This is a genomic window from Leucobacter tardus, assembly GCF_017583045.1.
Lineage (GTDB): Bacteria > Actinomycetota > Actinomycetes > Actinomycetales > Microbacteriaceae > Leucobacter > Leucobacter tardus.
Window position 1 is genome coordinate 908,469 of record NZ_JAGFBF010000001.1, and the last position, 20,284, is coordinate 928,752.

Consider the following 20,284-nt stretch of genomic DNA (forward strand, 5'->3'; position numbering starts at 1 on the left):
CGACGTCTGCGAGCGAACGGAGTCAGATCATGCTGCAGAATCTCGGTGGAGCCCACCTCGTCGCGATCGTGTTTCTCATCGTCCTGCTGTTCGGCGCGCCCAAGCTGCCCCTCCTCGCGAAGAACTTCGGCCAGTCCATGCGCATCTTCAAGCGCGAAGTGTCGACGGACGACGGGACTCCCGATACGCGAGCGGACGATGCGGAGCCGGCGAGCCCTGCCCAGTCCCCCGCAGTGCCGAACGACCTCCCGAAGTAGCTTGAGCGCCGTTCAGGGCGGCGTGACAGAATGGCCCTGAACTCGAACCAAGGAGCCCACGCCTCATGTTTGGAAATCTCAGCGGCCCGACGCTGCTCGTCATCGTCTTCATCGTGTTGCTGCTGTTCGGTGCCCCGAAACTACCGGCTCTGGCGAAGAGCCTCGGGCAGTCGATGAAGATCTTGAAGAAGGAGGTCCGTTCATCCGAGGACGGCGACGCCGCCGACGCCAAGAATGACGGACGTCAGACGCAGCAGCAGGCGCCGACCGCCGGGCCGGCTCCTGCCGCCGGAACTGCCGCACCGGGCGCGGAGACGCCCGGGACCGCGGCCTCGCCCGGAGCGGAGAGCCCGGGAGCCCCGGGACCCGACGCCGTGCAGTCCCGACCGGATGAGCGAGACGACCGCGCCTGAGCCGTTCGTGAGCGTTCGGCGAGGCTGAACGCCAGGGGGCGTACCGCGTTGCGGTGCGCCCCCTGGCGTCTCTCAGCTCTCCTGCGTCTGCTCGACCCACTCGAGGTATTCGGCGTTCACATCGCCGGCGACGTACTCGCCCGTGAAGCAGCTCTGCTCGAGCCGCGTGACGTGATCCTGTCCATCGAGGATCGCACGGTTCATGCCTTCGACCGTCTGGTAGATGAAGTGGTCGGCGCCCAGCACCTCGGCGACCTCGGCGGCGGTGCGATCGTGTGCGATGAGCTCGCTCCGGTTCGGCATGTTGATGCCGTAGACGTGGGGGAAGACGACCGGCGGCGCGGCCGACGCGAAGATGACCGACTTCGCGCCCGCGGTGCGCGCCATCTCGATGATCTCGCGCGAGGTGGTGCCGCGCACGACGGAGTCGTCGACGATGAGCACGTTCTTGCCGACGAACTCGACGCTCATCGCGTTGAGCTTCTGCCGCACGCTCTTCTTGCGCACCGACTGGCCCGGCATGATGAAGGTGCGACCGACGTAGCGGTTCTTGAAGAAGCCTTCGCGGTACTCGATGCCGAGCTTCTGCGCCACCTGCATCGCGCTCGGACGAGCCGAGTCGGGAATGGGCATCACGACGTCGATCTCGATGTCGAGTTCCCGCATCTCGTCGGCGATCTTCTCGGCGAGCACGTCGCCGAGCCGCAGACGGGCGTCGTAGACGGAGATGCCGTCGAGCACCGAGTCGGGGCGCGCGAGGTAGATGTACTCGAAGGCGCACGGAACGAGTTCGGTCCGCTGCGCGCACATCCGCGATGTCATCGTGCCGTCGGGTGCGATCAGGATCGCCTCGCCCGGCTCGACATCGCGCACGATGGTGTACCCGCCCGACTCGAGCACGAGGGACTCGGAGGCGACGATCCACTCTTCGCCGCCGTCGGGCCCGGTGCGCACACCGAGGACGAGGGGCCTGATGCCGAACGGATCGCGGAAGGCGAGCACCCCGTGCCCGGAGATGAGGGCGATGGCGGCGTATGAACCGGTCACGCGATCGTGGACGCGTGAGACGGCGTCGAAGACCTGGTCCGCAGTGAGTTCCAGGCCGCGGTCAGCTGCAGCGGGCTGCAGCTCGTTCGCGAGAACGTTGAGCAGCAGCTCGGTGTCCGAGTGCGTGTTCAGGTGACGGCGGTCCAGCGTGTAGAGCTCTTCGGTGAGCTCGCGGGTGTTCGTGAGGTTGCCGTTGTGCACCATGATGATGCCGTAGGGAGCGCCGACGTAGAACGGCTGCGCCTCCTCCTCGGTGAACGCCGAACCGCGCGTCGCGTACCGCACATGGCCGAGGCCGACATTGCCGCGGAGGGCGCGCATGTCGCGCGTACGATATGCCTCCCGGACCTGGCCCTTCGCCTTCACCATGTGGAAGCGATCGCCCTCTGCGGTGGCGATGCCGGTGGAATCCTGACCGCGGTGCTGCAGGAGCAGGAGGCTGTCGTAGATCTGCTGGTTGACGGGCTCGGACGAGACAATACCGACGATGCCGCACATGCTGAGTGGTTGCTCCCTGGAGGACGGGGTGGCTCTAGATCAAGAGGCCACCCCAGTGTACCCCTGTAGAGTGGGGAGAGTGAGCGAGAATGCGTCGATCTATGCCCAGGCCGGAGTGGACACCGAGGCGGGTGATGTCGCGGTCGAGTTGATGAAGTCGGCGGTCGCCAGGACCCAGGGGTCTGAGGTCCTGGGGGGAGTGGGCGGTTTCGCCGGGCTCTTCGACGCTTCAGCGCTGCTCGGCTACCGACGACCGCTGCTCGCGAGCTCGACGGACGGCGTCGGGACGAAGGTCGCCATCGCGCAGGCCATCGATAAGCACGACACCGTCGGGCAGGACCTGGTGGCGATGGTGGTCGACGACATCGTGGTCGTCGGTGCGAAGCCGCTCTTCATGACCGACTACATCGCCTGCGGTCGCCTGGTTCCCGAGCGGATCGCCGACATCGTGCGCGGTATCGCTGCGGCATGCGAGGCGACCGGAACGGCCCTGGTCGGCGGCGAGACGGCCGAGCATCCAGGACTGCTCGGCGTCGATGAGTACGATGTGGCCGGCGCCGCGACGGGTGTGGTTGAGGCGGACCGCGTCCTCGGTCCGGATCGCGTGCAGAACGGTGACGTCGTGCTCGCGATGGCCGCATCCGGCCTCCACTCCAATGGCTTCTCACTCGTCCGGCACATTCTTGCCGGACGCGATGTGCTCATGACCGATCGCAGCGACGAGCTGGGTGCGACCTACGGCGAGGCACTGCTCGAACCGACGGCGCTCTACACCGCGCCGCTGCTGCGCGTCATCGAGGATCCCGAGCTCGACGGCGCGATCCACTCGCTCAGCCACGTGACGGGCGGCGGGATCGCGGCCAACCTGGCCCGCGTGCTCCCGAACGGCGTCTGGACCGAGGTGGATCGCTCGACCTGGTCGCCCCTCCCCGTGTTCCGGCATCTGGCCGCGCTCGGCGGCCACGAATTGACGTCGCTGGAATCGGCGTGGAACCTCGGTGTCGGTATGTTCGCCGTGGTGGACGCGGCGCGCGCCGAGCAGGTCGCGGCGAAGCTCGAGGCCGAGGGGCTGCGCACCTGGCAGGTCGGCACCATTTCCGGCGCTCAGCGTGACCTCGAGGGTTTCGAGCAGGGGGCGAAGGGCGTCGACGGCGGGGCCGTCAAGCTCGTCGGCTCATACGCCGACTGAGGAGTGCCCGCCGTTTCGGCTGCGGCACGACGCGCCCTGGTCGAAACGGCACCGCATCGCGCGGCTGACGACGGTCAGCGGTCGTCGTTCGCCGCGTCGTCCTCGTCGTCATCCACGTTGTACTTGTCCGCATACTCAGCCCAAGCATCCTCGTCGGAATGGCTCTGCTTCGAGGCGAGCTCACGTTCCAGTTCGGAGTAGTTCGTCGCCGGGCTGTAGTACTTCAGCTCCCGTGCGACCTTGGTGTGCTTTGCCTTCTGACGGCCGCGCCCCATGCGTGACCCCCTTACACATTCGGGCCCCGCGCAAAAATGACGCGAGGCAGGACCTTATTCGAGTAGACGTATGGGCCAAAGCCTACCACGTGCCGCACCCCGCACTCGCAGCGGACTACCATGAAGGCATGGCGCATTCCACCCGGTTTCGAGCTCTGTGGCTCGGGCTCCTCGGGGGTGCCGTTCTCGCCCTGGTCGCCGCGATCGCCGTGACGATTCCGATCCTGTCGCACAGCAGTGCCGGCCCGTCGGGACAACGTCTGCCGGAGAACTTCGCCGCGGAGTCGCAGGCCGAGGGCGCCGATGGTCGTACCCGGGTGCTGCAGGTGCAGGACTCCACCGGATCGCCTGCCGACCTCACCGCACTCACGCCCGGCGAGACGCTCACTGTGCGCGGAACAGGCTTCGATGCCGGTATCGGCATATATGTGTCCGTGTGTGCGATTCCCGAGACCGGTGAGAAGCCGACTCCCTGTCTCGGCGGGATCCCGGAGGGGGCGGAGACCGGGGGTGCGGAGGGCACCGATCAGGCACTGACGAGCGTGTGGATCACCGACGACTGGGCGTGGCGCGCGTTCGCCACTCAGCGCTACGACGAAGCGACGACCGGTGCGTTCACTGCTCGGCTCACGGTTCCACTCGCGGCGGACGACGGACTCGACTGCCGCGAACAGCGCTGCGCGATCACCACGAGAGCCGACCACACCGCCGCCCGCGACCGGGTGCAAGACATGCAGCTGCCGGTGGCATTCAGGTAGGCCGGTGCGCTCCGCGCCGGCCAGCGCTCGTCCGTCAGGCGGCGAGCGGGGCGATGACGAGGTTCGCGACGGCGTAGATCACGACGCCGGCGAGTGACCCGACGACGGTGCCGTTGATCCGGATGAACTGCAGATCCTTGCCGACCTGCAGTTCGATCTTCTCGGCGGCCTCGCGGGCGTCCCATTGATGCACGGTGTCGGTGACGACGCTTGCGAGGTCGTGACGATAGCGATCGACGAGGTGCTCGACGACGCTCATCACCCAGACGTCGACCTTGTACTGGAGGGTCGCGTCCTCCCGCAGGCGGACGCCGAGATCCTGCGCCGCGCGCAGCATGCGGAGGCGCAGATCGCTCTGCGGATCCTGCAGCATCGTCACGAGCGCCTCGCGGGCCGACTGCCAGACCATCGCGGCGAGCGAGCGCACCCGGGGGCTGTCGAACACCTCATGCTTCAGATGCTCGAGTTGGGACTGCAGGGTGCCGTCGTGCTGCAAGTCTCGCGCGAAGTCTGCGAGGAATCGGCTCGTGGCGATGCGGAACGGGTGTTCGCGATCCGCCGCAACCGCCTCGGCCCACCGCACCGCTTCAGTGTGGAGGCGCTGGTCCACGAATCGGTCGACGATGCTCGGCATCCAGCTGGGGAGGCGGGCCGAGACCATCCGGTCGAATGCCTGCGGGTGTTCGCGCAGCCAGCCGGCCAGTCGATCCGCCGCGATGTCGATCAGCGTCTGGTGATGGGCGCCGTCGATCGCCGTCTCGACCGCGCGACCCGAGAGCGGACCCCACTCGGGTTCGAGCAGGTGGCGGCGCGCGAGGGCTTCGAGGAGTTCTTGGACATCGGAGTCATCGAGGACCGTCAGCATGCCGAGCCCGGCCGAGGATGCGAGATCGCAGAGGTGCGATGCGTTGCGCTCGTGCTGCAGCCAGTCACCGGCGGCGCGCGCTCCGCTGATCTGCGAGAGCTTGTCGTGCACGACGTCGTCGGCGAGAAAGTTCTCTTCGATGAAGCTGCCGAGACCCTCGCCGATATCGTCCTTCTTGCGGGCGATGAGGTTCGTATGGGGCACCTTGATGCCGAGCGGATAGCGGAAGAGCGCGGTCACGGCGAACCAGTCCGCCAGTCCGCCGACCATGCCGCCCTCGCTCGCGGCCCGCACGTAACCCAACCAGGGATAGTGATCCTGCAGCGCGAACGACACCGCGAAGACGATCGCCATGAAGACCAGCAGGGCCAACGCGATCTTCTGCATTCGACGCAGCTGGGCGAGGCGTTCGAAGTCGTCGGGGGAGACCGCACCGAGGGTCCGTCGCGCTGAGCCTGTCACTCCGCCATTATGCACGCCGAAGCGTGAAATACTGGACCTCATGCACCTCTTCACCGCTGCCAGCCTGAAGAACCGCGCACTCATCGCCCTCGTCACCATCGTCGCAGCGGTGTTCGGAGTGTTGAGCATGGGCTCCTTGAAGCAGGAGATCATGCCATCGGTTCAGTTCCCGACGATCGCCGTGCTCACGACGTACCCCGGGGCGTCGCCCGACGTCGTGAACAACGACGTCTCCGAGCCCATCGAGACGGCGCTCCGCGGCGTCCCCGATCTGGAGACCACCACGGCGACATCGAGCACCGGTTCGTCGATGGTGCTCGCCGAGTTCACCTACGGCGTCGACGTCACGGCGACCGAGCAGCGCGTCGAGCGCGCGATCAGTCGCATCTCCGAGCAACTGCCTGAAGCGACGGACAGCCAGGTGGTCTCCGGGAGCATCGACGACTTCCCCGTCGTCCAGATCGCGGTGACCCCGCCGGAGGGCACGGACGCGGAGGAGACCGCGGATCTCATCGAGCGCGTCTCGATTCCCGAGCTCTCCGATCTCGACGGGGTCCGCGAGGCGCAGCTCACCGGTGCCAGGGGCGACCGGATCACGATCACGCCGGACACCGACGCCCTCGCGGAGAACGGGGTCAGTTCCCAGTCGATCACGGACACGCTGCAGCAGAGCGGCGTGCTCGTCGCAGCGGGAACGGTTCCCGATGCGGATCGTTCGCTCGCGGTGCAGGTCGGCAGCGAGCTCACCTCGGCCGATGACATCGCTGCGCTTCCCGTCGCGCGCAGTGCGCAAGATCTCGCCGCGCTGCAGCAGCAGACTCCCGGGGGAGAGGTGCCGGGCGGCGATGCGGCAGGTGGTGACACCGCCATCGATCCGTCGCAGATCCCCGAGCAGGACCAGACCGCGGTCGAACCGGAACCCGTCAACATCGGTGACGTCGCAGAGGTCGCGCTCGAGCCGAATCCGCAGCAGAGCATCTCGCGGGTGAACGGCGAGCCGGCGATCACCATCGCGATCACGAAGATGTCGGCGGCGAACACCGTCGAGGTTTCGCACGCGGTGCTGGACGCGTTGCCTGAGGTCGAATCGGCGCTCGGAGGCGCCGAGTTGCAGGTCGTCTTCGACCAGGCCCCCTACATCGAGCAGTCGATCGAGACACTGAGCACCGAGGGCCTCCTCGGCTTGGTCTTCGCGGTCATCGTGATCCTCGTCTTCCTGATGTCGGTGCGCGCCACACTGGTGACGGCGATCTCGATCCCGACGTCGTTGCTGATCACGATCATCGGCTTGAACTTCGCCGACTACACCCTCAACCTGCTCACGCTCGGCGCCCTGACGATCTCCATCGGCCGTGTGGTCGACGACTCCATCGTGGTGATCGAGAACATCAAACGGCACCTCACCGAGGCCGCCGACCGCGGGCCCACGATCGTGCGAGCGGTGCGTGAGGTCGCCGGAGCGATCACGGCGTCCACGGTGGCCACCATCGCCGTCTTCCTACCGATGGCCTTCGTCGACGGCATGGTCGGAGAACTCTTCCGCCCGTTCTCGTTCACCGCAGCCCTCGCGCTCGCGGCATCGCTGCTCGTGTCGCTCACGATCGTTCCCGTACTCGCCTACTGGTTCCTCAGGCCGGCGAGCTACGCGCGGCGCCCCCAATGGTTACGCCGCAAGAACGCCTCGGTGGAAGAAATGGTCGCCGCCGAGCGCGATCCCGACCACGTGACGCCGTTGCAGCGCGCGTACCGGCCCATCATCGACTGGACGCTGCGCCGCCCGGCAATCACCCTCGTCATCGCCGCGCTGGTCTTCGGCGGCACCATCGCGCTGAGCCCGCTCATGAAGACCAACTTCCTGGGTGACGACGAGCAGAACTCCGTCGGGCTCACGCAAGCGCTCGAGCCCGGCACCAGCCTCGACACCCAGTTGGCGCAGGCGGAGCGCGTGGAGGACGCCCTCACCGACGTCGCTGACGTCGACACCGTTCAGGTGACGATCGGAGATGCCGGAGGCATGGCATCGATCTTCGGCGGCGGAGGCGACGGCACGATCACGTACTCGATCACGACCGACCCCGACGCGCAGCAGACGGACGTGCAGGATCGGATCCGTTCCGCGGTCGACGGTCTCGACGACGCGGGTGAATTCTCGCTGGGCTCGTCCGACGGCGGCGTCACGGCGTCCAGTGCGATCGAGGTCAACGTCTCGGCACCGGATCAGGAGACGCTCGCCCAGGCGAGCGACGCGGTCGTCGCGGAACTGAGCGACCGCCCCGGACTCGTGCAGGTCGAGAGCGACCTCGGCACCTCCCGCCCCTACCTGCGGATCGCCGTGGACCGTTCAGCCGCCGCCGACGCCGGGCTGACGGAGGCGGCACTCGCCGGCATCATCTCCCAGCGGATGCAGCCGACCGAGGTCGGGCAGGTCACGATGGATGCCAACACCGTGAGCGTCTACGTCTCGGAGGGCGCGACTCCCGACGACGTCGACGGCGTGCGCGCACTGCAGTTGCAGACCCCCGAGGGCGAACAGCGACTCGACAGCCTCGCCGAGGTCGACATCGCGGACGGCCCGGTGACGGTGCGCACCGAAGACACTGTGCGCATGGTGACGGTGTCGGCACTGCCCGAGGGCGACGATCTCGGCACCGCAGGCACGCAGGTCTCGGAAGCCCTCGACGCCGTCGAGCTGCCCGACGGGGCGTCGGCCAGCGTGGGTGGCGTCATGTCGCAGCAGTCGGAGGCGTTCCAGCAGCTCGGCATCGCCCTGCTGGCGGCGATCCTCATCGTCTACGTGGTGATGGTCGCGACGTTCAAGAGCCTGCTGCAGCCGCTGCTGCTGCTCGTCTCGGTGCCGTTCGCGGCGACCGGCGCGATCCTGCTCCTCGTCGTCACCGGCATTCCGCTCGGCGTCGCCTCGCTCATCGGCGTGCTGATGCTCATCGGTATCGTGGTGACGAACGCGATCGTGCTCGTGGACCTGGTGAATCAGTTCAGGTCGCGGGGCGAAAGTTTGCAGCGAGCGGTCGAGCACGGGTCGCTGCTGAGGCTGCGTCCCATCGTGATGACGGCGCTCGCCACGATCCTGGCGCTCACTCCGATGGGGCTCGGCATCACCGGCAAGGGCGGGTTCATTTCGCAGCCGCTTGCGGTGGTCGTCATCGGCGGACTCCTCTCGTCGACCGTGCTCACGCTCGTGGTGCTGCCGACGCTCTACTACATCGTCGAACGGCGCCGCGAGCAGCGGGCCGAGCGCCGTCGCGCGCGCCGCGGAGACGGCCCGGACGGGTCGGGCCCCGGCGGGCCGGACACCGACGGCCCGGCGCCAGCGGGTCCTGGCGGGGACGCCGTGGTCCCGACGCTGGCCGGCGCGGGAGCGGCGACCCCGGAGCGCGTCGAAACTCGCGAGAGCCGCCGCGCTCGGCGGGCCCGACGCGGTGCGGCGCTGCCGGTGGATGCCGACGGTGTCGACCCGGTCGGCGAAGTTGCCACCGAGGGCACGGGTGCCGGAAGTGCGGCTGCCGGTGGCGCGGTCGCCGGTAGTGCGATCGCCGGTGGCGCCGCCGCGATCGGTGCTGGAGCCCTGGCCGATGCACGTTCCGAGACCCCGGACGACGGCGAGCACCACGCCGCGCACGGCGCTGACACTCCGGAAGGGCGCCGCAGCCGCGTCATCGGTCGAGGCGGTCGGTTGTTCTGGCGCGGTGCCGAGCACACCCCGGAGCACGGTGCAGAAGCACCGGGTGATGCCGCGTCTCACGCCGCCGCGCAGGCCGAAGCGGACTACCGCGCGTTCCTCGCCGCAAGCCAGGCCGCCGCCGCACGTGAAGCGGTCGCAGCAGACGAGCGAGAAACCGTCTCGACCGACGGCGAACCGGTGACCACGGATCCCGTCGCCCATGAGCTCGCTGCTGACGAGCCCGTCGACGCCGACCCGATTGACGCCGATCAGGTCGACGCGGATCAGGTCGACGCGGACCCGGTGCACCCGGTGCACCCGGAGACCACGGAGCCGGAGCCGGTGACGGCGGTGCTCATCGAGCCGGATCCGGAGCCCGAGCCGGAGCCCGAACTCGAGCCCGAGCCCGAGCCGGAGCCCAAGCCCGAGCCCGAGCAGCATCCCGCGGCGATCGTGGACACCGAACCCGAGTCCGACCCCTGGGCGCGTCGCGCGCCGATCGACGACGTGCCGTCGCCGGCGACCGGTGAACTCGGCTGGGACGCGCTCATGGCCGAGGCCTATCGGGACACGCAGCTCCATCACCCGCAGACCGTGAGCGAAATGGAGTCGCACCGAGAGGTCGAGCGCCAGGAAAATGTGCACGACGCAGCGGATGAGACGGTGGGCGAGGATCTCAACGTTGATCACGTGGACGAGTCCGAGGCGGCGCTCAAGGCGGACATCGAGCCGGAAGCCGTGGTCGCTCCGGAACTCCGATCCGAACCTGAATCGGCACTCGAGCTCGACCCGGAGACCGACCCCGAAACCGAACCTCTGGCCGGGCCGGAGTCGGAGCCGGAGCCGGAGCCCGAACCTCTAGCCGAGCCCGAGCCGAAGCCCGATCCCGAACCGACGTCCCCGGTCGCGGACGCGTCCGAGACCGACGGCGGACAGCGACTCGAGCCCGAGTTCTTCATCCTTCCCGAAACCGGCGATGCTGATGACCGCGACGACGAGACGGCACGCGACGATACTCAGACGATTACACCATTGACGTTGCCCGGACCTCCCCTTCCCGGTGCGACGGCCGTCCCTGCGGAGCACGCTGATGACACCGCCGGTTCCTCGATGGATGATGATGACGGCGTAGCCGGTCCGGATACTGCGGCGGCGTTCTTGCAGGATCTGTTCGTCACGAGTGACGACGAGGACGACGAGGACGAGGACGAGGACGAGGACGAGGACGGCCAAGAACGGTCCTCGGACACTGACGCGGGGGGCGAGCGCCGATGACCCAGCGGAAGAAACGCGGATACAAAGCGCCCGGCAATTACGAGCCGTATCGCGGCAAGAAACCTCGCCGATTCGCGCGGGGCGAGGATCCCGCGCCCCGCGGAGGCGCTGACCCGCGCGACGAGAACGCCGGACGGAAATCCGCCTCGCGCGACGAGCCGGCCGGGCGGAAGTCCGCCCCGCGCGATGAGCGCAGGCCCGCTGCGGGCTCGAAGCGCACGCAACGCGGAGAGCGTTCATCGGCGCCAGCGCCGTCCCGAGCCGGTCGGCCGGCGAAGCCCGCGGAGGTGCGTGAGCCGCGCACGACATCGAGCCCGCCGCCGCACCAGCGCTCCGCCCGGGTGTTCACCTTCGGAGCCGACGGCGAACCCGGACCGCAGTCGAGTGCGCGAGGCAGTGATCGTACGATTCCCGCTGACGCGTCGTTCGCGGAACTCGGCCTCGGGGGCAATATCGTGCGCACCCTCGGAGAGCTCGGCGCCGATCGACCGTTCCCGATCCAGTCGGCGACGATCCCCGATGTGCTCGCCGGAACAGACGTGCTCGGACGAGGACGCACGGGATCCGGTAAGACGATCGCCTTCGCCGCGCCCCTTGTCGAGCGCATGCTGCACCTGAAGGCGTCGGGCGCCTTCGCGGCAGACGCCGCACCCCACAAGTCGAAAGCACCACTCAAACGGGGTGAGCGTCAGCGCGGCACGCGAGCGCGCACGCGAAACCCGAAGGCTCTGATCCTCGCCCCCACGCGCGAACTCGCGCTGCAGATCGATCGAACCGTGCAACCCATCGCGCGATCCGTCGGCTTCTACACAGCGCAACTCGTCGGGGGTGTGCCGATCGATCCGCAGATTCACGCGCTGGAACGGGGGATCGACATCGTCATCGGCACGCCCGGACGCATTCAAGACCTCGTACAGCGCCGGAAACTCGACCTGCGCGAAGTGCTCATCACCGTGGTGGACGAGGCCGACCACATGTGCGAGCTCGGGTTCCTCGAGCCGGTGCAGCGGATCCTGCGGGACACCGTGCGCGGTGGGCAGCGATTGCTGTTCTCAGCGACGCTCGACCGCGATGTCGACGCGATCGTGGAAGAGTTCCTCCGCAATCCCGTTGTCCATGAAGTCGCGTCCGAGGCACCCGAGGACACGAGGCACCGCGTATTCGTCGTGCTCAGAGAGCACAAGGACGACGTGCTCGTGCAGCTCGCGCGGCACCGTCGACGCACCATCGTGTTCACGCGAACGCGGGCCTACGCGGAACGCGTGGCCGGCATGCTCGCCGACGCCGGGGTGCGGTCCGTCGCTCTGCACGGCGACCTCAAGCAGGCGGTGCGCGAGCGCGGACTCGCCAAGTTCTCGGAGGGCAAGGCCGACGTGCTCGTCGCCACGGACGTGGCGGCACGGGGCATCCACGTCGACGACGTGGAACTCGTCGTGCAGGCCGATCCGCCGGATGAGGCCAAGACCTACCTCCACCGCGCAGGACGCACCGGCCGCGCGGGCAACCGGGGAGAGGTGATCACCGTGATCCCGCGCACCAGGCAGAAGCGCACGCGGGAGATGCTCGATGAGGCTGGGATCGAACCGGAAGTCTTCCAGGATTTCGTTCCCGGCCAGCAACTCTGAGCCAATACTGATTTCGCACCACCGTCACTCGAGGAGGCACCGTGCCTGAGAACGAACAGCCAGAGAACGAACCGCAGGAGCAGCAGCCCAGGTACGCGCCGCCGACCGCCGGAGCGAGTGTGCCACCGCCGTACGAGCCGCGAGAACCGCAAGCACCTCACGAGCCGCAGCCCCCCTACAGTCAGCAGGCTCCTTACGGCCAGCAGGCTCCTTACGGCCAGCAGGCTCCTTACGGCCAGCAGGCACCGTATGGTCAGCAGGCTCCCGTCGGCCAACAGCCCCCGCAGCAGCCACCGTACGGACAGCAGCCTCCGTACGGGCAGCAGCCCGGATACGGCCACCAGCCCCCGCAGGATCCGAACGCGCCGTATGCGCAACCGGCCTACGGACAGGCTCCGTATGCTCAGGCGCCCTACGGGTACGTCATGCCGAGCGGTCGCCGGTTCTGGGCGATGGGGTTCCTGACCTACATTCCGTACGTCGGGTTCATCGTCTTCCTGATCGTCGCACTCGCCATGAACGCGAGCGCCCGGCGCGACGCGAACGCCGTTGTTCGTGAGAACGCCCGCTGGGCGGCGAACTGGGCGCTCAGTGTCGCGACGTTCATCGTGGGCGCGATCATCCTCATGATCATCGGCGGTGCCACCGGCGCGTCGCTGCAGTCGAGCGGCAGCAACCCGAGCATCGCGTTCGTGATCGTCGCCATCGGCGGTCTCGTGATTCTCGCCACCGGTATCACGCACCTCGTGTTCACCATCATGGGCACGGTCCAGGCGGACCGACGCGTCTTCAAGCCGGCGCTCGTGATCCCCTACCTCCGCGAGCGCAGCTGACACCGATCCGGTGCCCGATGCGGGGCGCGCGTGCTCCAGGAGTCCGACGGGAGTGATGCTCGATTCCGGAGGGTTCCCACAGTGCTGGTCGCGCGCGATTGGAGATGATCGACAAATGGGGAGCGGTGTGTGCCGCTCCCCATTTGTCTGCCCAGTCAGGCCCGATTCGTGCTGCGCACCTCTCGGCTTACGCTGAGGGCATCTGGCGATCGCAGGCCGATCGCGATCTCCGCGGCGCGAAGTGCCGCGGCCGTGCGAAGGAGGACACGTGGCACAGAACGACCCCCGTATCGATACCGACCTGGTGAGCGACCTGCTGCTGGGCAAATGGAAGCAGGAGCGGCTGGAGGCCCGCGAGCTCGCTGCTGACCCGCGCGTTCAGTCCCCTCCGGGCATCACCATGGACGAGCATCGTGCGCGCGTCTTCGAGCAGCTCCAGGTGCTGGTCGACGAAGGCGCCATTCAGCGGGCGTTCCCCCGCAGCGTCGGCGGCGGCGACAACCACGGCGGCAACATCGCCGCGTTCCAGGAGCTCGTGCTCGCGGATCCCTCGCTGCAGATCAAGAGCGGCGTGCAGTGGGGCCTGTTCGGTGCGGCGATCCTGCACCTCGGCACGCAGCGGCACCACGAGCGCTGGCTGCCCGACGTGATCAGCCTCAAGCTGCCGGGCGCATTCGCCATGACGGAGATCGGCCACGGATCGGATGTCGACGCCGTCGGCACGACCGCGACCTACGATCCCGACGCGCAGGAGTTCGAGATCCACACGCCGTTCACCGGCGCCTGGAAGGACTACCTCGGCAACGCCGCGGTGCACGGACAGGCCGCGGTCGTGTTCGCGCAGCTCATCACCCGCGGAGTGAATCATGGCGTGCACGCGTTCTTCGTGCCGATCCGCACGCCCGAAGGCGAGTTGATGCCGGGTGTCGGCGCCGAGGACGACGGAGTGAAGGGCGGTCTGAACGGCATCGACAACGGGCGACTGCACTTCACGCACGTGCGGATCCCGCGCGAGAATCTGCTGAACCGCTACGGCGATGTCGCTGCGGACGGCACGTACAGCTCGCCGATCGAGAGCCCGGGTCGACGCTTCTTCACGATGATCGGCACGCTGGTGCAGGGCCGGGTGTCGCTCGACGGTTCCGCGGTGCGCGCGATGGAGGCGGCGCTGCTTGTCGCCATCACGTACGGGAACGAGCGTCGTCAGTTCGCCGGGGCCGACGGTCGCGACACCGTGCTGCTCGACTACGGCCAGCACCAGCGGCGCCTGATCCCGCGACTTGCGCAGACGTACGCGATGGCGTTCGCCAGCGAGCGACTGCTCACCGTCTTCGATGAGGTGTTCTCGGGTGAGCACGACACCGACGAGAACCGTCAGGATCTCGAGACACTCGCTGCCGCGCTGAAACCGCTCTCGACCTGGGCCGCGCTCGACACGCTGCAGGAGGCGCGCGAAGCCTGCGGTGGAGCGGGATTCATCGCGAAGAACCGTCTCACGTCTCTCCGCGCCGATCTCGATATCTACGCGACTTTCGAGGGCGACAACACGGTCCTGCTGCAGCTGGTCGGCAAACGGCTGTTGACCGATTACGCCGCCCAGTTCAAGGGTGCGGATCGGGCGGCGCTCGCCCGCGCCGCCGCCGGGCAGATCGGTGAGCGGGTCACCCGGTTCGGCCTGCGGCGTATTGCCCAGAGCGTGGCCGATTTCGGACAGGTGGGGCGCTCGGTCGAAAACCTGCGGAACACCGATACCCAGCGCGCCCTGCTCACGGACCGCGTGGAGTCGATGGTCGCCGAGGTCGCGCTCGCGCTCAAATCGGCGGGTACGGGCGTCTCCGGTCAGGAGCGCGCCGTGGCTACCGAGGCGGCGTTCAACGCGCAGCAGCACACCCTCATCGAAGCCGCGAGGTCGCACGCCGAACTCCTGCAGTGGGAGGCGTTCACCGAGGCGCTCGAACGCGTCGAAGACCCCGACACCCTGCGGGTGCTCACCTGGTTGCGCGACCTGTTCGGTCTCAGCCTCGTCGAGAAGAACCTCGCCTGGTACCTCATGCGCGGACGCCTGAGCGCGCAGCGCGCAGATGCGGTCACGGCATACGTCGACCGACTCATCGGTCGCCTCAGGCACCAGGCGCTCGACCTCGTCGAAGTGTTCGGGATCAGTCCCGAGGTGCTGCGAGCCGAGATCGCGACCGGCATCGAAGCGGAGCGGCAGGACGAGGCGCAGGCGTACGTGGATGCGCAGATCGCGGCGGGCACCCGGCCGGTGCACGAGAAGGAGCTGCGCAAGCAGCGGCAGCGCGAGCAGCGTGCGCAGACGACCCACGTGGCCGAGGCAGTTGCTGAAGGTGTGGCCGCGGGCTGACGCCGGCGGCGGGCATAGGGTGGGAGCATGACGGATCAGTTGCGCTCCCTGTACCCGCCGATCGAGCCTGATCGGTTCGGCAAGCTTCTCGTCGGCGACGGGAACGAGATCTACTGGGAGGAGTGCGGCAACCCCGCCGGCAAGCCGGTCGTCTTCCTCCACGGCGGCCCTGGCGGCGGCTGCGCTCCGGATCACCGCCGCTACTTCGACCCGTCGCGGTACCGGATCGTGCTGTTCGATCAGCGCGGGTGCGGGCGCAGCACGCCGCACGCGAGCGCGCCCGACGCCGACCTTTCGACCAACACCACGTGGCACCTCGTAGCCGATATCGAGCGGTTGCGCGAGTACCTTGGCATCGACCGCTGGCAGGTGTTCGGCGGGTCGTGGGGGTCGACGCTCGCGCTCACCTACGCCGAGACGCACGCCGATCGGGTGTCCGAGCTGGTGCTGCGCGGCATCTTCACGCTGCGACGCAGTGAGATCGAGTGGTTCTATCAGAACGGGGCCTCGCACCTGTACCCGGACGCCTGGGAGGAGTACCTCGCCCCGATCCCGGAGGAGGAGCGCGGCGACCTCGTGGCCGCGTACCATCGGCGACTCTTCGATACCGACCCGGCGGTCCACGTGCCTGCGGGTGTCGCGTGGACGGTGTGGGAGAACTCGACGATCCGCTTGTTCCCCGATGAGGCGTCGATCGCGGAGGCGCGCGCCGATGAGGCCTCGGCGGTCGCGTTCGCGAGGATCGAGAACCACTATTTCTCGAACGGCGGCTGGCTCGAGGAGGGGCAGCTGATCCGCGACGCCTCGACCACGCTCAGCGGGATTCCGGCGGTGATCGTGCAGGGTCGGTACGACGCGTGTACGCCGCCGCGCACGGCCTGGGATCTGCACCGCGCCTGGCCCGAGGCCGACTTCGTCATGGTGCCGGATGCGGGTCATGCGGCGAGCGAGCCGGGCATCGTGGACGCCCTCGTCCGTGCCACCGACCGGTTCGCGGGTGAGGGTTCCGCGGCGTAATCCGGCTCGGGATTAGCGCCGTTTCCGGCGCTTCGCGGCGGCGAGCTGCGCGCCGCGGGACCCCGGAGGCGGACCGGCCTTCTTCGACGCCGGTTTCGGCTTGCGGGTCGGCGACGAGGCCCGCGGGGGTTCCGGATCAGCGGTCTCACGTTCGGCACGCGCGCTGCGGGCGGTGCGACCGCGCAGCACTCCGGCGAGTTGCTGCACGTCCTCCGCGTCGCGGGCGACGGACCAGGTGGCCCACACGTCGGCCCCCGGGGGGACGGGATCGCCGATGAGGGTGAGGATCGCGTGCTCGCGCTTGCGCGTCAGGTGCCGGGCGAGGGGGAGCGGCAACAGCATGCCGCCGAGTCCCGCGGCGACGAGATCGAGAGCCGCCGGCACATGCTTCGGTGCCAGTGCGGGATCCGCCCAGGGGTGCGGGGCTCCCCACTCGGGCGGGTGATCCGGGTGCGCCAGGAGCGTGATGAGTGCGAGGTCGGCGACCGGGATCCCGGTCGCCTCGGCGAGTTCGTGATCGCGGGGCAGCACCAGCGCGGTCTGCTCGGTGTAGAGGTGCATGGCGTGCCGGGGTGCGGCCTCGTCCTGTTCGGGTCGCCGCCCGGGGAGGGTGCGTTCGATCATGACATCGATGGGGGCGTCGAGGGCTGCAGCTGGCGCCGCGCCGTAGGCCACGTCGACGGGAACCAGTTCCAGCGGGGATCCGGGGCGCGCTGCGGTCCACCGCCTCGCCCAGGTGTTCGGGGCCACACCTCGTGCGAAGCCGAGCCTGATCGGAGGGTGCGAAGTCATGGCGTCTCCCGCCGGTAGATGTCGTGGTCGAAGCGCAGTCGCGCGGTCGAGAGGGCGAGTCGGTAGCGATCGGGATCCGTCACGGGCTCGCGCAGCGGCGTGCCCTCGTTCCGGTAGTGCGGCAGCGCGAGACGGGCGTGCCCCTGCGGCGGGTCGCCGCTCACCGGCACCACCCGCCACCACGGGACCGCGTGCCCGTAGTGGGCGAGGACCCGCCCCACAGCGCGGGGCGCATTCGAGCCGATCGCGTGCGCCACGTCGCCGTATGTCATGACCCGGCCCGCGGGGATGCGTGCGACGACGTCCAGGACGTCTTCCACGAACTCAGCGGACGGCATCCCTCAAGGGTACGTCAGAACTCGGAGACCCCGAGGAGCATGCCGATCGAGTACGTCACTGCGACGGCGATACCTCCGAAGAGCAACTGTCGCGCCGCGCCCAGCAGGCGGTTGCGTCTCGTGAAGCCTGCGGCGAGTCCGCCGGCCAGCAGCAGGCCGACCCCGCCGAAGGCGAGACCCGACCAGATCGAGCCGAAGTCGAAGATGAACGGGGCCACGGGAATGAAGGCGCCGATGCTGAACGAGGCGAGCGACGAGAACGCCGCGACCCAGGGCGACGCCTTCTCTTCCGGGTTGAGCCCGAGCTCGTGCGCCAGGTGCACGCGCAGGGCGCGTTCGCCGTCGGTGTGCACCTCGGCCGCGGCCTGCACGGCCACATCGTCCGACATGCCGAGGCGACGGAAGAGCGCCGCGAGTTCTGCTTCTTCACCTTCGGGGTTGCGCGCGAGCGCGGCGCGTTCGATGTTCACTTCGGCGTCGAGCTGCTCGTTCTGGGTGCGCACCGACGTGTACTCGCCGAGGGCCATCGAGATGGCGCCGGCGATGAGTCCTGAGACACCGGTGAGGACGATGACTCCACGCGGCGCACCGGCCGCGGCGATGCCCGCGATCAGGCCGATGTTCGAGACCAGCCCGTCCATCGCGCCGAAGACGGTGGCGCGCAACCAACCGGACGAGACGTCCGCGTGGCGGTGGTCGTAGTCGTGGGGCTGGGAGATATCGATGTCTGGCACGTGAGGCAACGCTAGCAACGTTCGCGCGTGAGGCAGTAGCGTCCTCGCGACGTCGTGGTGCCGCCGTCCCGAGTTCGACATGGCGAACTCGGAACGGGCGCTCAACGTCCGTTGAGCGCGAGCACTCGCCCCTCCCAACGGCGACGCAACCAGCGGTCGTGCGAGGCGACGACCACGGTCCCGGGGTACTCGACGAGTGCCGCCTCGATGGCTTCGACGAGCGCCAAGGAGAGGTGGTTCGTGGGCTCGTCGAGGAGCAGCACGTCGGGCGGGTCGGCGAGCAGGATCGCGAGCGCGAGCCTCCGCTGCTGGCCGACGCTGAGCTCGCCCACCGGCCGGTGCTCGTCGCGACCGGCGATGAGCCCGAACGTCGCGAGGGGCACCGAGTCGGCCCGGGGGATCCCGACCCCGTCGGCGTACACCTCGTGGACGGTGCGCGAGTGCCCCCGTCCCTGCGGATCCGGCAGGTCGACCTCCTGCGCGAGCACGCCGATGCGCACGCCGCCGCGCACCGATACCGCCCCGGCGGTGGGCGTGATCCTGCCCGAGAGCGCGCCGAGCAGCGTCGATTTGCCCGATCCGTTCGGGCCGGTGAGCAGCCAGCGCTCGCCGTCACTCACCGCGAGATCCACCGGGGCGAGCCGATCGCGCACGGTGAGTCCCGTCGCGGTGAGGACGGGGCCGCCGCTCGACGCGGTGTGCGCGACCGAGGCGATCCGGTCCGCGCCGACCGTCAGTCCCGCGAACGTGAGTTCGGTCGGAGGCTTGCGGATCTGCTGTTCCTCAAGCGCGTCGAGTCGTGACCGAGAATCGTTGACTCGCCGCGAGACGACCTTGGCATTGCGGTCGGCATAGAACTTCTGGGCCCCGCGCTGCTCGGTGCGGGGTGTCCAGTCGGCGTGCCCGACGAGGTGGCCGCCGCGGACGGTGGCACGGAGTCTCGAGATCTCTCCCTGCTCATCGCGATAGCGCTGCTCCCAGCGCTGTCGATCCGCGGCGCGCGCGGTCAGATACTCGGAGTAGGCGCCCGTGAAGCGGGTGGCACCGATGCCGGTTCCCGTTCCGCCTTGGACCAGCGGTCCGGTGTCGGCGTGCGGACGCGGTGCCGGATCGAGGTCCAGCAGCGACGTCGCGGCGTCGTCGAGGAACGCTCGGTCGTGACTGGCGAAGAGCACCGGCCCGCGCCAGCGCTCGAGCACGCGCAGGAGATGCGTCGTCGCCCGGTCGTCGAGGTGGTTCGTCGGTTCGTCGAGCAGCAGCACGTCGGGCGCGTTGAGCAGCAACCACGCCAGGGAGAGTCGCGCGCGCTGGCCGCCGGACAGGGTCCCGGTGGGGCGGTCCCGTGCGATGCTCGCCAGCCCCATGCCCGCAAGCATGGCATCCACGCGCGCATCGACGTCCCACACCGACAACTGCTCCGCGGTGTCGAGGGCTGCGGCGTAGGCGTCGGCGGACGCGGGGTCGTCGGGGCGTTGTGCGAGCAGCTGCGCACATCGATCCACCTGATCGATCGCCTCGCGGACCGGCGCGATCGCGGTGTCGAGACTGGCGGCGACCGTCTCGTCCGGGCCGAACGGTGGCTCCTGCTGCAGGAGGCCGATGCGGGGGCTCCCGCCACCCGACGCGATCGCGTGCACGACGCCGGTGTCGGCGGGGAGCGTTCCCGCCAGGACGCGGAGCAGCGTGGACTTGCCCGACCCGTTCTCGCCGATCAGGCCGAACCGTTCGCCCGGGGGCACCGTGAACGAGATGTCGGTGAGGACGCGGCGGGCGCCGTAGGCGTGCGAGAGGCCCGCGACGCGGAGCTGGGTCGTGGGCTGGGCGGACGCGGAAGCGGAGAGTGCAGAGAACGACATGTGTTC

Annotated in this window: 16 protein-coding genes; 9 read left to right on the forward strand and 7 right to left on the reverse strand. The window is 68.9% G+C overall.

Going from position 1 to position 20,284, the window contains the following annotated elements:
* Positions 1 to 29: 29 nt before the first annotated feature.
* Together J4H85_RS04360 and J4H85_RS14155 are read left to right on the forward strand one after the other, a co-directional pair.
* Positions 30 to 257 (forward strand): twin-arginine translocase TatA/TatE family subunit, encoded by a 228-nt coding sequence (locus J4H85_RS04360; protein ID WP_208237144.1) that lies wholly within the window; start codon positions 30 to 32, stop codon positions 255 to 257.
* 65 nt (positions 258 to 322) lie between these two features.
* Positions 323 to 670: a Sec-independent protein translocase subunit TatA/TatB gene (locus J4H85_RS14155; protein ID WP_208237146.1), complete on the forward strand. Its 348-nt coding sequence runs from the start codon at positions 323 to 325 to the stop codon at positions 668 to 670.
* Between the two features lie 72 nt (positions 671 to 742).
* On the opposite strand, the gene purF is transcribed toward J4H85_RS14155, so the two are convergent.
* Positions 743 to 2,215 (reverse strand): amidophosphoribosyltransferase, encoded by a 1,473-nt coding sequence (purF, locus tag J4H85_RS04370; protein WP_208237148.1) that lies wholly within the window; start codon positions 2,213 to 2,215, stop codon positions 743 to 745.
* Between the two features lie 79 nt (positions 2,216 to 2,294).
* Here purF and purM point away from each other — a divergent pair, with 79 nt between their 5' ends.
* Complete coding sequence (gene purM / locus J4H85_RS04375) at positions 2,295 to 3,404, forward strand: phosphoribosylformylglycinamidine cyclo-ligase (RefSeq protein ID WP_307863401.1); 1,110 nt, start codon at positions 2,295 to 2,297, stop codon at positions 3,402 to 3,404.
* Between the two features lie 74 nt (positions 3,405 to 3,478).
* Here purM and J4H85_RS04380 read toward each other — a convergent pair whose 3' ends face one another.
* On the reverse strand, positions 3,479 to 3,679 hold the full coding sequence (locus J4H85_RS04380; protein WP_208237150.1) for a DUF3073 domain-containing protein: 201 nt from the start codon (positions 3,677 to 3,679) through the stop codon (positions 3,479 to 3,481).
* A gap of 128 nt (positions 3,680 to 3,807) precedes the next feature.
* On the opposite strand from J4H85_RS04380, the gene J4H85_RS04385 reads away from it, so the two are divergent.
* Positions 3,808 to 4,437, forward strand: a complete 630-nt coding sequence (locus J4H85_RS04385; RefSeq protein ID WP_208237152.1) for a hypothetical protein — start codon at positions 3,808 to 3,810, stop codon at positions 4,435 to 4,437.
* A 34-nt stretch (positions 4,438 to 4,471) separates the two neighbouring features.
* On the opposite strand, the gene J4H85_RS04390 is transcribed toward J4H85_RS04385, so the two are convergent.
* The gene (locus J4H85_RS04390; protein ID WP_307863402.1) at positions 4,472 to 5,764 is read right to left on the reverse strand and encodes a DUF445 domain-containing protein; all 1,293 of its coding nucleotides are present in this window, start codon (positions 5,762 to 5,764) and stop codon (positions 4,472 to 4,474) included.
* Positions 5,765 to 5,804: 40 nt separating this feature from the next.
* Between J4H85_RS04390 and J4H85_RS04395 the strand changes: the two genes are divergently transcribed.
* The 5 genes from J4H85_RS04395 (at position 5,805) to pip (ending at position 16,558) form a co-directional block, all read left to right on the forward strand.
* On the forward strand, positions 5,805 to 10,718 hold the full coding sequence (locus J4H85_RS04395) for an efflux RND transporter permease subunit (protein ID WP_208237153.1): 4,914 nt from the start codon (positions 5,805 to 5,807) through the stop codon (positions 10,716 to 10,718).
* A complete protein-coding gene (locus J4H85_RS04400) occupies positions 10,715 to 12,343 on the forward strand; it encodes a DEAD/DEAH box helicase (protein WP_208237154.1) in 1,629 nt (542 codons plus the stop codon). The genes J4H85_RS04395 and J4H85_RS04400 overlap by 4 nt, the downstream gene beginning before the upstream one ends.
* A 41-nt stretch (positions 12,344 to 12,384) precedes the next feature.
* On the forward strand, positions 12,385 to 13,176 hold the full coding sequence (locus J4H85_RS04405) for a DUF4870 domain-containing protein (protein ID WP_208237155.1): 792 nt from the start codon (positions 12,385 to 12,387) through the stop codon (positions 13,174 to 13,176).
* Between the two features lie 268 nt (positions 13,177 to 13,444).
* On the forward strand, positions 13,445 to 15,541 hold the full coding sequence (locus J4H85_RS04410; RefSeq protein WP_307863403.1) for an acyl-CoA dehydrogenase family protein: 2,097 nt from the start codon (positions 13,445 to 13,447) through the stop codon (positions 15,539 to 15,541).
* A gap of 27 nt (positions 15,542 to 15,568) precedes the next feature.
* Positions 15,569 to 16,558 (forward strand): prolyl aminopeptidase, encoded by a 990-nt coding sequence (gene pip, locus J4H85_RS04415; RefSeq protein ID WP_208237156.1) that lies wholly within the window; start codon positions 15,569 to 15,571, stop codon positions 16,556 to 16,558.
* A 12-nt stretch (positions 16,559 to 16,570) separates the two neighbouring features.
* Here the strand turns inward: pip and J4H85_RS04420 are convergent, their stop codons facing one another.
* The 4 genes from J4H85_RS04420 to J4H85_RS04435 form a co-directional block, all read right to left on the reverse strand.
* Positions 16,571 to 17,350 carry a LysR substrate-binding domain-containing protein gene (locus tag J4H85_RS04420; protein WP_208237157.1) on the reverse strand — a complete coding sequence of 260 codons (780 nt, stop codon included), beginning with the start codon at positions 17,348 to 17,350 and terminating at the stop codon, positions 16,571 to 16,573.
* Positions 17,347 to 17,688 carry an MGMT family protein gene (locus J4H85_RS04425; protein ID WP_208237159.1) on the reverse strand — a complete coding sequence of 114 codons (342 nt, stop codon included), beginning with the start codon at positions 17,686 to 17,688 and terminating at the stop codon, positions 17,347 to 17,349. Before J4H85_RS04425 ends, J4H85_RS04420 begins: the two co-directional genes overlap by 4 nt.
* 14 nt (positions 17,689 to 17,702) lie before the next feature.
* A complete protein-coding gene (locus J4H85_RS04430; RefSeq protein WP_208237161.1) occupies positions 17,703 to 18,422 on the reverse strand; it encodes a VIT1/CCC1 transporter family protein in 720 nt (239 codons plus the stop codon).
* A gap of 101 nt (positions 18,423 to 18,523) precedes the next feature.
* Entirely contained in the window at positions 18,524 to 20,278 is a 1,755-nt protein-coding gene (locus tag J4H85_RS04435) for an ABC-F family ATP-binding cassette domain-containing protein (protein ID WP_208237162.1), read from the reverse strand.
* Positions 20,279 to 20,284 lie beyond the last annotated feature (6 nt).